Source organism: Pedobacter sp. UYEF25 (assembly GCF_054061655.1).
This window is the reverse complement of sequence record NZ_JBSSEL010000013.1, coordinates 135,754-150,822: the sequence shown is the minus strand read 5'-3', so window position 1 is coordinate 150,822 and position 15,069 is coordinate 135,754. Positions and strand designations below refer to the sequence as shown.

The 15,069-nt window shown below is 38.4% G+C and carries 8 protein-coding genes; 2 read left to right on the top strand and 6 right to left on the bottom strand.

Annotation, left to right across the window (positions count from 1 at the left end; all coding sequences use genetic code 11):
• Positions 1 to 974: 974 nt before the first annotated feature.
• The 4 genes from ACVWYG_RS13435 to ACVWYG_RS13420 form a co-directional block, all read right to left on the bottom strand.
• A complete protein-coding gene (locus ACVWYG_RS13435) occupies positions 975 to 1,472 on the bottom strand; it encodes a gliding motility lipoprotein GldH (protein WP_457270747.1) in 498 nt (165 codons plus the stop codon).
• Entirely contained in the window at positions 1,441 to 2,979 is a 1,539-nt protein-coding gene (locus ACVWYG_RS13430; protein ID WP_457270746.1) for a PSP1 domain-containing protein, read from the bottom strand. The genes ACVWYG_RS13435 and ACVWYG_RS13430 overlap by 32 nt, the downstream gene beginning before the upstream one ends.
• Positions 2,980 to 2,981: 2 nt before the next feature.
• The gene (locus ACVWYG_RS13425) at positions 2,982 to 4,130 is read right to left on the bottom strand and encodes a DNA polymerase III subunit (protein WP_457270745.1); all 1,149 of its coding nucleotides are present in this window, start codon (positions 4,128 to 4,130) and stop codon (positions 2,982 to 2,984) included.
• An 837-nt stretch (positions 4,131 to 4,967) separates the two neighbouring features.
• Complete coding sequence (locus ACVWYG_RS13420) at positions 4,968 to 7,343, bottom strand: prolyl oligopeptidase family serine peptidase (protein ID WP_457270744.1); 2,376 nt, start codon at positions 7,341 to 7,343, stop codon at positions 4,968 to 4,970.
• Positions 7,344 to 7,503: 160 nt separating this feature from the next.
• Between ACVWYG_RS13420 and ACVWYG_RS13415 the strand changes: the two genes are divergently transcribed.
• Positions 7,504 to 8,646 (top strand): acyltransferase family protein, encoded by a 1,143-nt coding sequence (locus ACVWYG_RS13415; RefSeq protein WP_457270743.1) that lies wholly within the window; start codon positions 7,504 to 7,506, stop codon positions 8,644 to 8,646.
• A gap of 16 nt (positions 8,647 to 8,662) precedes the next feature.
• Here ACVWYG_RS13415 and ACVWYG_RS13410 read toward each other — a convergent pair whose 3' ends face one another.
• On the bottom strand, positions 8,663 to 10,195 hold the full coding sequence (locus tag ACVWYG_RS13410; protein WP_457270742.1) for a glycoside hydrolase family 10 protein: 1,533 nt from the start codon (positions 10,193 to 10,195) through the stop codon (positions 8,663 to 8,665).
• 191 nt (positions 10,196 to 10,386) lie between these two features.
• On the opposite strand from ACVWYG_RS13410, the gene ACVWYG_RS13405 reads away from it, so the two are divergent.
• On the top strand, positions 10,387 to 11,289 hold the full coding sequence (locus tag ACVWYG_RS13405; RefSeq protein WP_457270741.1) for a hypothetical protein: 903 nt from the start codon (positions 10,387 to 10,389) through the stop codon (positions 11,287 to 11,289).
• 18 nt (positions 11,290 to 11,307) lie between these two features.
• Here ACVWYG_RS13405 and ACVWYG_RS13400 read toward each other — a convergent pair whose 3' ends face one another.
• Positions 11,308 to 15,048 (bottom strand): ATP-binding protein, encoded by a 3,741-nt coding sequence (locus tag ACVWYG_RS13400; protein ID WP_457270740.1) that lies wholly within the window; start codon positions 15,046 to 15,048, stop codon positions 11,308 to 11,310.
• Positions 15,049 to 15,069: the final 21 nt, after the last annotated feature.

Below are 15,069 nucleotides of genomic sequence, written 5' to 3'. Positions count from 1 at the left end.
ACCTGAGGAGCGGAGGCCGTTAGAAGGCCCTGTTCCAAAGGAAATCTTTTGATCTTTCTTTAAAAAAAGGTAATATTAATCATAGGAGGATTTCCTCTGCAATCGCTAAATAGCCGAAATGAGTGGTGCGCTAACGATGGGAATGACATCCTTTAATTGGCAATTTAAAGCCAATTAAAGATACAATGGACAGCGTGTAAAAGCGCCCAAATAATCATCAATGTTATTAAGCTTAGCTAGATTAAAAATCCTATTTAGATCATTTGGGCGTTCCCCTAAAGAGGGTCGCGCTTTACGTTCCAATCTTTCTGCTCGTTCCTCGCAAGAAGGATTTCCTTTGCAATTGATGTACTTTAGTCTTAACTGACGAGGCAGGTGGTACCATCGTTAAAGACTCGTCTAAAACTTCCCCCTTAAGCTACAAAAGGCAAGAAAAAGGACCGAAACAATAGGTTTTGTTGTGGTATCGTTGTGGTCTTGTTGTGGTCATACCCCCTTTAACCAAAGCAGAACACAAGGAGACCACAAGGAGACCTTAAGGAGACCACTACAAGGTCCTTTAATTTATTTGAAGTTTTTGCCATACGCGCTTCGATATAGAGTTGATATCATATTCCTATTTTTTCTTGAAAAAGGTTCGTAAATGCTTTTGTATCAGCATCATTGATTTTTTTGACGTCAGACATATGGTTTTAACAACTTTCATGCGCGCTCAGGACATTAGGCTCGTGCCGGTAATTCAAGCATAACGGTACTGCTTGACGTGAAAATACAAGATTACCTCTTTTTAGTTTTTAATGGGACCCCTCAATCGCACCATAAAGGAATTGAATAAATGAACTGAATTAACTTGATCTTTCGGTCCAGCTTTTATTTTATGGTTTACGTCCATTTTTGATTAAAGGTCTAAACTCATAAAAAAAGTGAGCCTAAACTTAAACATCATTCTTGACTCTAACCCCAAGTCTTTCTCGCTAGTTCTGTCCTGCTTCCTCTACCAGAATACCAACGTCGGTGATTTCTTTTAAGGGATTGTCTCGCATATTCTGTTCTATATCGATCGTGTACTTGCCATTGTGGGTGAAGCGATGGTTTGTAAGCATTGGCAAAGTGTAATTAAAAATGTTTCCTGAGCCGCTACCCAGCCACTTGCCATCTTTCTCTGCCAATTTATATTCGTAACGCTTAGTTATTTTTTGCTTCCCGTCAATAAAATGCGCTAATACAAAAATATTCGCATAACGGTAATCATCGCTGTGCCTTAGTTTAAGGTAAATGTTGTAGGCTTTGTTATGGTTCTTAATTTCAAACGGCGCAGAAACATGATTTCTATAGAACCACTGTCGTTTTGGCGTTTCCATTGTAAAATCTACCACATTACGTTTGCAACCTGTGCTGGCGGTCATCATAGTAACGAACAGAAGCACAATTCCTAAAAACCTATTCTGCAGATGGATTTTGATCTGGCCCATTGTTGTCGTTGCGGCGTTTTAAATTCTTTTTCCGATTGTTACGATTCTTGTTTTTGGAAGCCACTTTACCATCGCCAGAAATCAAATTAACAGCTCCTCCCGTTACATTGGCTTGAATTGTTGAAAGATCTGAAGCAATAGGTTTAGGTTGTTCTGGCAAACGTTTATTTTTTGGTTTTGGTCGCTTTGGTCGTCCTTCTGCACTTTGAGATGTAGTTTCCCGCTCAGTTTGATCTATATTAGATTGTTGATTGCCGGGTTTATTTTCGCGTTTGGCATTTTCTCTACCTTGTACTGCTGGTGTATCCTGCTTTAAAATTACATCTTCTAAATCACCAACCTTATTAGTTGGCCGTAGTTTATCTTTCTGATTTGTACGTTTGTTTTTAGAGTTATTCTTTCCTTTAGCACGATCATCTAAACGGGTCAAGCTATCTTGACCGACTACATTTTCATAATCGTAAGATTTTTCTAATGCCTCAGGAGCTGCGATTACAATAGCCTCCTCTTTTAAGTTTGGACCTTTTTTCCCGGCTTTGTTAATCGCTAAAATCTCTTTTACTTTCGCTGCCGTTAGTGGAATCCAATCGTCCTCACCTTGATAGCTAAACCACATAATTTTTTTAAAAATATCTGTTTTTTGATGGCGGGCATATCCAACCACAGTGTCTAAACTATCCACCCGATCTGGGATGTCTTTTAATGCGTCTAGGTAGGTATCTAATTCGTAATTTAAACAACATTTAAGTTTGCCACATTGTCCTGCAAGCTTTAAAGTGTTAAGCGATAGGTTCTGATATCGAGCTGCAGCTGTAGAAACTGTTTTAAAGTTTGTTAGCCAAGTAGAACAGCACAATTCTCTGCCGCAAGAACCAATGCCTCCTAAACGCCCGGCCTCTTGGCGCATCCCTATTTGGCGCATCTCGATTCTTACCCTAAACTGCTCGGCCATTCTTTTGATCAATTCTCTAAAATCTACGCGCCCATCTGCGGTGTAATAAAAGGTTGCTTTACTTTTATCTGCCTGATAGTCTACGTCGCTAATTTTCATAGAGAGACCTAAATCTAAGGCCAGTTTGCGACCTCTATGCATGGCTTCCCACTCTTGCTCTTTAGCGGCATTCCATTTTTCAACGTCGGCGTCTGTTGCTTTGCGGTATATCTTTTTGGTCACCGCATCCATCGTGGTTTTTCTGCGCTGCATTTGCACCCGCACCAATTCGCCGGTTAACGAAACATGGCCCACATCAAAGCCCCCAGAAGATCCTTCTACTGCAACAAGCTCTCCTATTTCTAAATAGATGTTTTCTTGGTTTATAAAAAACTCTTTTCTAGAGCCTTTAAATTTTACCTCTGTGACCAAAAAAGGTCTATAATTTGCCGGCATATCCAAATTGGATAACCAGTCGTGTACTTCCATGGTTTGGCAACCTGTGCCACAATTTCCATTACTTTTGCATCCATTGGGGGTACAACCACCACCACTAGAACAACTTCCACATCCCATAATTAATTGTATATATATTGAATCCCCTCGGGGAGTATTTTAAAATTTATAATCTTCACCAATTGTAAAGATACATCTAAAAAGACAATTTTTGGATTGCCGTTCCTTTCAATGTGATAATGCGCTTTCTCCAGTTCTGCAATAACACCTTCTGCCATTGGTAGGGAAAGCACCTTTTCACTGAGCTTTTTTGCAGTCTCTAAACTTAATGGCGACAGCCTAACCAATTCGTCTGCACCGCCCAATATTAAGCAACATTCTCTTAAAAAATTAATGCCAAATCTTAAGAAGTTCTTTTGGTTTTCCCTTCCCCATTTTGAGGCCTCTTCGGCAAAATCGATCATCGTGGGCACCTTATTCATAAAGGCATTCCTTAGCCACTCGGTAAATTTACCTGAATGATCATTCTGCACATCGGCCACCAACCCTTTCGCTTCAACCATGTTTCCATCTGCTAAAAAGGCATAATCTGCGGCTTGTTGGGGCAATAATCCGCCTTCCTCAATTAAATAATTGGTTATTTCGGCGGCTGTTAGCTTAGGAATTTTTATTATTTGTGTACGGGATAGAATGGTGGTTAAAATTTGCTCCTGATTTTGCGCAACTAAAATAAACAACGTATTTGCCGGCGGCTCTTCAATCAATTTTAGAAGGGCATTGCCTTGTTTATCTAAATATTCGGGCAGCCACATTATTAGCACTTTCGTTTCGGCCTCAAACGCCTTAAAACTAAGTTTTTTTATAATGTCGTGGCATTCGGCAATGTTGATGTTAGGTTGTTTATTTGCTGCATCATTCTTTGAACGCCAAATCTCCATATCGAAATAGCTGTCGTGCAACACCATTTTTCGCCACGAATCTATATACAGCTGTGCCGTTTCTTCTTTCTTCTTCGCAAAAAAAGGATAAGAAAAATGTAAATCTGGGTGAATAAGCTTTTGATATTTGCTGCAATTACCGCATACTCCGCAACTGTCTTGGGGTTTTTTATCTAAACAATTTATGTATTGGGCATAGGCAATTGCCAGAGGAAACGCACCAGATCCCAGGGGCGAAAGAAACAGCTGTGCATGGCTCAACCGGTTTTCTTTTACCGTTTGCAGCAAATGTTGCTTGATTTTTTGTTGCCCTACGATGTCTTTAAATTGCATTGCTGCAAAATAAGAAATAGATGCGAGATTAACCTATTAACGAAAAATGCGAAAGCAAGAAATTTGAATTTGTCGGCTTTTGGGAAGCCCTTTTAAAGGTGCTAATCCGCAGTTTAATTGTTATACAGATAACGTCTAGCACAGCGTTTTAGAAATTTGCTCTTATGGCCAGTAAATGGATACTCGTTGGATTTATTTAAGATCCATATTCTTGAGGATTTTTTGGGCGCTTTTACACGCTGTCCATTGTATCTTTAATTGGCTTTTAGGGGCCAATTTAAGGTTGCCATTCCCATCGTTAGCGCTAGTACGCGATGCCTATTTTGGTTAGCGATTGCTTGGAAATCCTTTTTGTGAGGAACGAGCAAAAAGATTGAAACGTAAAGCGCGACCCTCTTCAGGGGAACGCCCAAATGATCTAAAAAGTGTTTAGATTTATTTAAGACCAAGAATATTAATTATTTGGGCGCTTTTACACGCTGTCCATTGTATCTTTAATTGGCTTTAAGGGGCCAATTAAAGGATGTCATTCCCATCGTTAGCGGAAGACCTAGCATGTGTGTATTGCTTGGAAATCCTTTTTGCGGGGAACGAGCAAAAGATTTGCAACGTAAAGCGCGACCCTCTTCAGGGGAACGCCCAAATGATCTAAACACTTGTTAGATTTATTTAAAACCAAGAATATTAATTATTAGTTGGGCGATTCAAAAAGCGCGACCCCTGCGAGCGGAAAAAAGTGGTCGACGGTAGTACCAAAAACGGAAGAATTATAAAACTACTTATGTGCCTATGTGCTATTGACTAAAGGCAGCTTTACGAGTTAGAAAGACATCTTCTTTAATGACTATCCCTAACTTTCAACGTTGTTTCAAAAAGCTTAAAAATCCGCTTATATTCATCCGTCCAACTGCTTGGCTGCAGAAAACCATGACTTTCTACCGGGTAAACAGCAAGCTCCCAATTATTTTTTCCAAGCTCGATAAATCGCTGGGTTAAATGGACGATGTCTTGAAAGTGAACGTTAACATCTACCATGCCATGGGCCATAAGCAAGTTGCCTTTTAACTGGTCGGCAAAATAAATCGGCGAACTCCTTTTATAAGCAATGGGATCGTTGTAAGGTTCATTTAAAATATTGGACGTATAACCATGGTTGTAGTTCGACCAATCGGTAACCGAGCGTAAAGCTGCACCACTAGTAAATGTGCCACTTTCCTTAAACAGCGCCATTAGGGTAATAAATCCACCATACGACCCGCCGTACAACCCAACGTGAGCTGGATTAACACCATAATTCTCTACCAAATACTTAACGCCATCCACTTGATCTGTTAAGTCTTTACCACCCATATGCCTATAAATACCAGTCCGGAAATCTCTTCCATAACCTGCGCTGCCGGTGTAATCTATGTCGATAACGGTATAGCCATTGTCGGCCAAAAGGTTATTAAACATGTATTCCCTAAAATAATCGCTCCAGCCAAAGTGTACGTTTTGTAAATAGCCAGCGCCATGTACAAAAACCACCGCTGGATGATTTTTATCTGTTATCGACGACTTATACACGCGTGCATAAACTTCTGTGCCATAACGGTTCTTGAACGTGATCATGTCCGGTTTTCGCCAAGGATAAGAATTAAAAGCCGCCGAAGTAGATTGCGTAATCCTAATCGCCTTCGCGCTTGAATTATTTTCTTGAAGGTATAATTCCCAAGGTGCGTTTAGGTAGGAGTGGCTTATCGCCAAAGATTTCTCATCGGGCGACAAGGTAATTCGGTTTAAGCCTTGCAATTTTGTTAGCTGCGTAATGATGCCCCCATTGCTACTTATTTTGTAGAAGTTGGTGATGCCGGGATGTTCTTTATTTGCAGTAAAATAAAACTCCTTTTTATCTGCTGATAACTGCAAGGTTTGCAGTTCCCATTGGCCCTTAGTCAATTGCTTTTTATCGCCTGTACCAATATTAACCACGTATAAATGCGAGTAGCCAGTAGCTTCACTTTGGAAATATAACCTATTGTTGTCTATCCAACCTACATTCCCTGCGTCGTATCCATCTATTCCGGGACCGCCAATCCAAGCTTCGTCTCGTTGCCTATCAATGGTGCTAAATTTACCTGTCTGCGCATCCAATTTTAAAATCCATCTATCTTTATTGTCGTTTGAAGTAGCAACAACTACAGGTATTGTTCCATTGTCATTCCAAATAACGCTTGAAACATTTACCAGTCTGTCGGCATTTTTCTTCTGCAAAGAATCCAGCGCCTTCGGATAGTCTTTCATATAATCGGGCAGCTCCTTAATGCCTTCGATGGAAGTGGTTTGCATGGCGTAAACCGTATCTCTGTTTACATCGAAAATATAACTTTCGGAAGTTCGGGGCAGCTCCCCAACTTTGGTTCTGCCACCAATGTCTTCTGTATATCCACTCTCTGTTAAATAGTTGGGCACAATAGTGTTGTGATTGTCTTTTACAAGATTTGTTAATTTGTAAGTAATGTATTTTCCATCTGGACTAATGGTTATAGCGCTTAAATATTTTTTATTGGTATAGATATCACGGAGCGGCTTTGGCAAGTCATTTCTTACTCTATCTTTCTCCGCCCTTTCTTCCTCTACATTTTTCTTTTTGATTATATCGAATACTTCTGCCTGCTCTGTTTTAAGCCATTTATCTTGTTGCGACAATTCTTTTCCCTTTTTAACCGGTTTTTCTCCTTCTATGAAATTACTAAGCTGCGTAATCGATGCTGTTTTTAAATTTATTTTGAATAGATTTCTATCTTTTTCAAAAGCCACATCGCCATTTAACAAAAAAACCGGGTTGCTTTCACTTTCGACCGTATTGGTCAACCGCATTACCTTGTCGTTTTTTATATCCTTCAGATAAATATCTCCCTTCTTTTCTAGTAATCCGAAAGTGCCCGCGGTGTTTGGCGAGTAAGGTTGTGCATTTGCAATTTCTTTCTCAGCGTCCACAGCTTTCACAACTTTTTCGCCCTTTGTCGAAATTTTATACAGTACACTTTCCTCTTTGCTTTCTGGATTCCAATCGAAAAACAGCGTTTTGCTGTCGCGGCTCCATCTGTAGTTTGATGGAGAAACACCCATCCATATTGGATCTCTCATAATTTTCTCGACTGTTAATGGTGCCAATTGCGCACAACAATATTGAACCATCACTAAAAAAATTGCCGAAAAAAAATACTTCATTGGTTGTTTAGTTAAAGCAAGCAATTTAGGAAAAGTAAAGGCTTTTTTTAATTAGATGTTAAAATGTTACGAATTGTGACTTCAATATCTGATCTGTAATTATAAAAATCTATCATTTCTGAAAACATTGTGTTACATTTATTTATGCAAATAAACGATCATGGTTGAGAAAAAACAGCGGTTACTTTCTTTAGATTTTTTGAGGGGTTTAACGGTAGCAGCCATGATTTTAGTAAACAACCCAGGAGATTGGGGACACATTTATGCCCCATTGGAACACTCTGAATGGAACGGCTGTACGCCTACAGACCTTGTATTTCCTTTTTTTTTATGGATTGTTGGGGTGTCCATTGCCTTTTCTATGGGAAGCAAAAAAGAAGATCCTTCATTACATAAAGCGATGGTCTTGAAAGCGTTAAAAAGGGGAATCGTTTTATATTTGCTCGGTTTTTTCTTAGCTATCTTCGGTAAATTGGTAACGGATTATAAACACGCCTTGGAAACTGTTCGTATTTTGGGCGTTTTACAACGCATTGGTATTGTCTTCATCATTAGCAGTATCATATTTATCAAGACCTCTCGAAAAAATATACTTATCATCCTCATTGGACTTTTGGTTTTCTACTGGGCAATTATGACATTTGTTCCAGTTCCAGGCATCGGCTATCCCAACTTGGAGAAAGAGACCAGTTTAGCCGCTTGGATAGATAGACTCGTTTTAACGGAGGCACACACTTGGTCACAATCTATCACCTGGGATCCTGAGGGCGTTTTGAGCACCATACCGGCAATAGGCTCTTGTCTTTTCGGCATTTTAGTAGGTCTTTGGATGCGGAGACAGGATAAAGACGGCGCAACAAAAGTAGCTTGGCTGTTCTCCATCGGGCTATTAACCATTATTTTAGGATTAATCTGGGATTTACAGTTTCCAATTAATAAGGCCCTGTGGACAAGTTCGTTTGTGCTCTATACCGGCGGCATTGCATGTGTAGCACTCGCTTTGTGCTATTGGATAATCGATGTGCAACATTATAAAAGGTTTACTACACCTTTCGTTATTTATGGCATTAATGCCATAACTGTGTTTTTCCTTGCTGGACTGATGCCCAGATTATTGGGCTTTTTTACCATCGCTAGACCAGATGGAGTGCGGGTAACTATTTTAACCCGCCTATACGAACTCGTGTATCAAGCCAATTTTTCTCCCATAAACGCCTCATTGGCCTGGGCGATTAGCTATGTTTTAGGTTTCTATATCCTACTGTGGATTATGTACAAAAGGAACATTGTCATAAAAGTTTAAAAAGAAGAATCCAAAACTAATTCGTTTCAATTCCCACAGGCCCAGAGGGTTCGCTTTCATTTTTTAACCTATCTAAAGCAGTAACGAGATAACTATAGCGGTGTTTTGCTTGAACATTTGTATCTAGGAAAAACGTAAAATCTTCAAAACTTATTTTAACCATGTTTTTAGGATTTAAAATTGATATGTCTTCCCCTTCGTCAAAGCGGTAAACGACAAAGCCCGAGGCCGTTTCTCCATCGCTGGCACGCTCTGGCATTTTCCATTTTAGGCTTACGCCCAACTTACTTGCTTCAATGGCTAGTTCTCTAGGCTTATTTGGCGGAATACTGTCCAGCCATGGCATTTGTGGAGGCAAAGCGGGATATTTATAGAGATCGTTTCTTAAAGAATCACTCACCAACCTAGCCACTGTACTTAGCGATTTTGATGAGAAAAAAACATTTCCTTCTATGCGATTCTCTTTCCTCAAATACCTAATTTGATTTGGGATTTCTTTTGGATTTCTCCACGCGGCTTCCGCTCGGCTATTTACCAAGTAGGCAGCAAGGCCAATATAAACATGCCGACCATAACTGTTGTTCGCCCACCAATCTACCAACGTTGCAAAAGGTGCAACTTTCCTAGTAAATGTAAAATAAACTTGAGGATTTATGTAATCTACCCAACCTTCTTTAATCCATTTTCTACTGTCGGCGTAAAGCTCCGCATAGTTAGATAAGCCAGAACTTGCCGAACCTTCTGGATCTTCGTAACTATTTCGCCAGATACCAAACGGGCTAATGCCAAATTTTACAAATTTTCTATGAAAATGAATGCTGTCGTCCAATTCTTTGATCAGCAGGTCTACATTGTTTCGGCGCCAATCGTTTATGTCTTTAAAATCGCCCGCATACTTGCTAAAAGTTGCCGAGTCGTTTATACGTTGCCCTGCAATTGGGTAGGGATAAAAATAATCATCAAAATGCACGCCATCTACATTGTATTGTTTTACCACATCCAAAATCACCTGCACAATGTATTCCCTTACCTCTGGAATGCCGGGATCGAATTGCTTTTTCCCTCCGTAGGTAAAGAACCATTCTGGATGAATTTGGGTAGGATGGTTGCTGGCGAAAACGGTATTTGTACTCATGCTTGCCCTATATGGATTAAACCATGCATGAAGTTCCATGCCTCTAGCATGCGCCTCTTTAATGGCAAACTCTAGCGGATCATAACCGGGAGATGGTGCCAGCCCTTGTTTTCCCATTAGCCAATAACTCCAAGGTTCTCTAGATTTGGCATAAAAAGCATCGGCCGCAGGCCTAATTTGTAAAATAATTGCATTCATGCCTTCTGCCTTGTGGCGATCCAAAATGCCGATCAATTCTTGTTTTTGCTGGTCTGTGGTCAAACCAGGTTTAGATGGCCAATCTATATTTGCAACAGTAGCCACCCAAACTCCCCTAAATTCTCTCTTTGGTGTTATATTTGTGGTTACTTGCGCTGATGCATTTAAAATGTGAAGAGAAGCTATTAAAAAGGTGATAATGACGGTTTTAGGCATTTTTTTGGATCTTTTTCTATTCAGTGTTCGGCTAATTAAGTAAACTGTGCTATGGAATTAAACGATTTCTTTTCAGAAAATCTTATAAGTTTTTATAAAAAGTTTAAATTTCGGCTCAAAGTTATCCTTTAAAAACCCAAAATAAATATTTGGAATAACCTTTTATTAAAAACAAAAAATTTTGGCACCATATGGAAGCTAGGGATGTAAGCAGGGGAAATAAAAATAAGGTTTATTTTTTAGTTATTGTAATTGTAGCGCTTTTAGGAACGAACGGTTACCTATATTTTAAAAATAAGCAACAAACGGAACAGGTTAACAGCACCGGTGTAGAAAAAGACGAACTTAAGTTAGAGGTTGAAAAAATTGAGGTAGAACTAGACCGTGTAAATTTGTTGAATATTTCCCTTAATCAAGATTTAATTGGCGAACAAAAAATTGCAAGAGATAAAATTGACCAGTTAAAAATAGCCCTAAGGAAAAACGCGATTACAAAAATTGAACTTGATCAGGCCTATTTACAAATTACCAAATTAAAAATCTTTATTAAAAGCTACAGCAACCAAGTTGCGAAATTGCAAAAAGACAGTGTCTATCTTAGAAACAGCAGAGATAGTTTAAAAAATAGGGTATTGTCAATTACAAGCCAGGTATCTGTTTTAGAAAAAAGGAATCAATCGCTAAGCCAAAAGGTTAAATCGGCGGCCTTTCTTAAGATTAAAAGTATAGATTTAGCAGCGTTTAGAACAAAATCTAATGGGAGAAAAGTTGAGGTTACAAAGTCGTCTACGGCAGAAAAACTTAGCATTCGGTTTAACATCGTTCCTAACGACTTAGCTGAAAAAACACGTTACAACATCTTTTTAAGGGTTTTCGATCCTGCAGGAAATTTGTTGGCAGATGACAACAATCGGTTTGAAGCAGACGGTCAAGAGATGCAGTACAGCCATTCTATTTACATAGATTACAACAATGATAACAGCAGTTATTTGATAGACTGGAAAAATTCTCAACCCTTTATAAAAGGCGATTATACGGTCATTTTATACACTCGAGGACAAACATTAGGAAGGGCACAGATTACTTTGAAATAGCACCAATTACTGCTTAGATTATGCGAGCGGAAAAGAAAGATAAAATGTGGTTCCATTTTCAGTTGAAGTAAAGCCGACAGTTCCGCCTAAATTCTCTACAGCCTGCTTTACAAAGGCTAAACCTAGCCCTGTGCCCGATGTTTTTGTAGTGAAATTGGGTACGAAAATCTGATCTTTTACGCCATCTGGAATCCCATTACCATTGTCTTCTATCTCTATATAAACGTTTTTCAAATCATTTAGCAATCTAACCTCAATAAGACAGAACGAGCCTGTTATAGCAGCTTCAATGGCGTTTTTAAATAGGTTATTAAAAGTTCGGAGCAACTGGTCGCTATCGGCCATAATCTCTAATGAACTTACAGATTTATTGACAACTACAATCTCTACATTCTCAGAACTGTTATAAAGCTCTACAGATTTCTTTAACACCAGAAACACATTTAGCCTCGTTAAAATCGCGTCTGGCATTTTGGCAAAGTGCGAGAATTCCGAAGCGATTCTTGATAAACTATCTATCTGTTCTATAAATGATTTGCTAAACTTATTGAATTTTATCTCAAAATTTACGTCGTGTTCTTTCCAAGATTTTTCTAACAATTGTACGCCCAACCTTAAAGGTGTTAATGGGTTTTTTATTTCATGAGCGACCTGCTTTGCCATTTCTCGCCAGGCACTTTCTCGTTCTGACCGCGCAAGCTTTTTTGCACTCGCCTCTAACTCGGCAATTAAATTGTTATATTCTTTTATAAGAGACCCAAGTTCGTCATGTCTGCGCCAAATAATCGGCTCATTAAGCTGTCCCAATTTGGTTTTTTTAATGTTTTGCTGAATAAAAGTTAATGGATTGGTTATCTGATTTGCCAAAAATATGGCAAGTACTCCAGTACCAACAAAAACCAACGCATAGATATTTATCAGATTGCTTAAAAACAGCGCGATTTTACTGCTGTACTCTTCCTCATTTAAATAATTGGGCAAACCAATAAAAGCAATCGTTCTGCTTTGGGCATTTCTAATCGGTACATATGCTGCTGCGTAGGTTAAAGTTCCTATTTTCTCTTGCGGATTAATGTACTCGGATCGCTGCAAATATTTAAGGTAAATGTAAGCAGCAGCCCCCATTTTCCTTCCCAAAACTTTGTAATCGTAAAGTTTTGGATAGGTGGTGGTTACCAAATTTCCGTTTAAATCGTACAAGTTTAGATCTGCGTTGTTAATGTCTGCAAAGCTTTCGAAACCAGCTAAAGTAGAGGAGTCACTACTAATTTGATCGGTGTTTAGCACCTGTTTTTCAAAATTTTGTTGTATCGTATTAATTTTTTGCTTGATGATGTCATTTTGTTGATTGCGGTATTCTTTATTCATGTAGAAATATGTTATCCAACCAACAATAATCAACGTGGCAACCACAGAAAGCACCACCGACAACTGTATGCGCGTTTTATATAAAATTTTATTGGCATTTATCATAAGCGACCTGTTTACTGTAAACCAGCCAACTTTGTCATCTTCTAAATTTTTAACAATCCATACCAGACCAAAAAGAACCAAGGAGAAAATGATGAAAATGATGAAAAAGAAAGAAAGAACCGCCATCCGCTCGATGTAATTCGGATTCTCTTTACTAATCACAATCATTTTGCTTGGCGACGATTTAAACACCAAATGATTATACCCCGATTGGCCATCATCTTTATACATAAAATCATTTACCTTACCACCAAAGACGTTGCCATTTAATGGATAGGTAAAACTTCCGCTCTGGTTTAGCAGCCGCCCATTGTTATACAGCGCGATGGAATACCCTTTAAAATCTGTAATGTTGACTAATTTTTGATCTCCGAGAAGATCTGGTAACCTATTGTTATAATTATAAGGTTTAGATCTCAATTCTATGATCATCGTACCAATCAAAGCTCCTCGCTCAACCACAGGAATTATCCCAAAATAGTTTTGATATCCAAAAGTGTTATTTACCTGATAAAAATACTTTGCTCCATCAACTTTTATAGAACCAGATTTTACCAAGTTTCTGTATTTAGAAAAAAGATTAGCATTGGCAAGCGCCAGTGGATTTCCCTGTTTACTGTAGCTGTACACTTGAAAATCATAACGACTTAAATAGCCTGCCATAAAGCTTTTAATGTTGGCTTTAAGTTCGGTGTAATCGGTGGTTTTATAAGTCTCAAAAAATTCTGGCAACAATTTACTGGCCAATAGTTTATTTTCTAAATTATTAAGCGCTAAAATTGCGTTCGGATCATCTGCAGACTGAACCTTTCGTGCAAGCGGCTCCCGCAAGGATTCTTCACCAATGTTTTTGTAGTCTAAATATTTAACAGAAGTGATGAATGAGAGGCAAATAAAGACGGTCGCAAAATGGCCCATGTGAAACTTTGAATTTTCTACATAAACACTTCTGGCTACTAAAAATAATACTAAAAAAAACGCAATAAAAAACACGTCAAAACCAGTAGCCAATTTGTAAGCAAGCACCAGCAAAAAAGCAATTGAAAGAATGTAAATACGCTGTTTATTAGATACTTTTAATTGCTTGCTTACCACAGCAAAACTGGCTGTAATTAGATAAAGTTGAAACCATACCAAGCAAACAATTACAATACTGACCCAGCTAGATCCGCTTAACTTCAAAATATTTATAATGTCGAAATTAATTTTAGAGTTATAAATAAGCCCGAATAAAATGTTATCGACAATCAAAGCTGTTGCGCCTAAAATGGCTAAAAACAGCATATGGATTAAAATCCCAATCGAGCTGTATTTTGTTGCCCATCGAGGAAACTGATAGAATTTTCGGTGGTTAAAAATGAATAAGAGCACCCAAGTAATGGAAGTAAATTTCGCTATCAAATCTCCTAATGAAGGCATTAAAAAACTCTGAGAGTAAATTTTTGGATCAAAAATTTCAATCGCAAATCTATGGTTAAACCATCCATAGTATAAATCTGTGAGCCTAAACACCAAAAAGAAAGTCGTTAACAGGAGTGTTCCAAAACCAATGTATCCCTTTTTCGCTATAAAGGAAGCGAGTGAATTAAAAAAAGCCGCTATAAATAAAAGCCCAGCTACAAATAACCATATTTGCAACTCAGGCATATAATCTACCGGAAAATTAGATTTTAACTTTAAAGCAAAAAGAAATTTATTCTCTAAACTCCTAACTGCGTAGACATCTTTATCTCCAAACGATGCTAAAGTAATTTTTTGGGAAGCCGACAATAAAGGATCGATCACATCGCTGAAGTAACTGCTTTCCTTAATCCCATATTGTGCCTGAATGGGTATAAAAAAAACAAAATCGAAATTTCCGCTGGTTTGCCTAATTACTTCATACCACCCGTTTGATAAAAAAACAACTGAAGTACCAAGCTTGATGGTTTTGGGATCGAGGTTTGCGATTTTGAAAGTACTCCAGAAGACGAGTCTGCCTTGTTGGTAAGTAAAAAGATTGATGCCGTTTTTTCTATAGGTTTCGATAAAGTTTAAGGCTCCTTTGGCATTTTGTGGATATGTTTTTAGCTGTGCAACGTGATCTTTATTTGCTAAAAAATCCTTAACTGTTTTTTCTTTTAGAGAAAGATTGTGCTCAACTTCCTTTGCATCGTGCGCTAAAATCTCGGCCTTGGTAGAGAATCGACGTAAAGAAACTGAAGTAGCTATAAGCGAGCAACCAAGCACTAGGAGCAAAAACCTAATTCTAATTCCAAAACCTATACCCATTCTGTCTAATAGCAATATTTGTTTTCTTGTTATTCT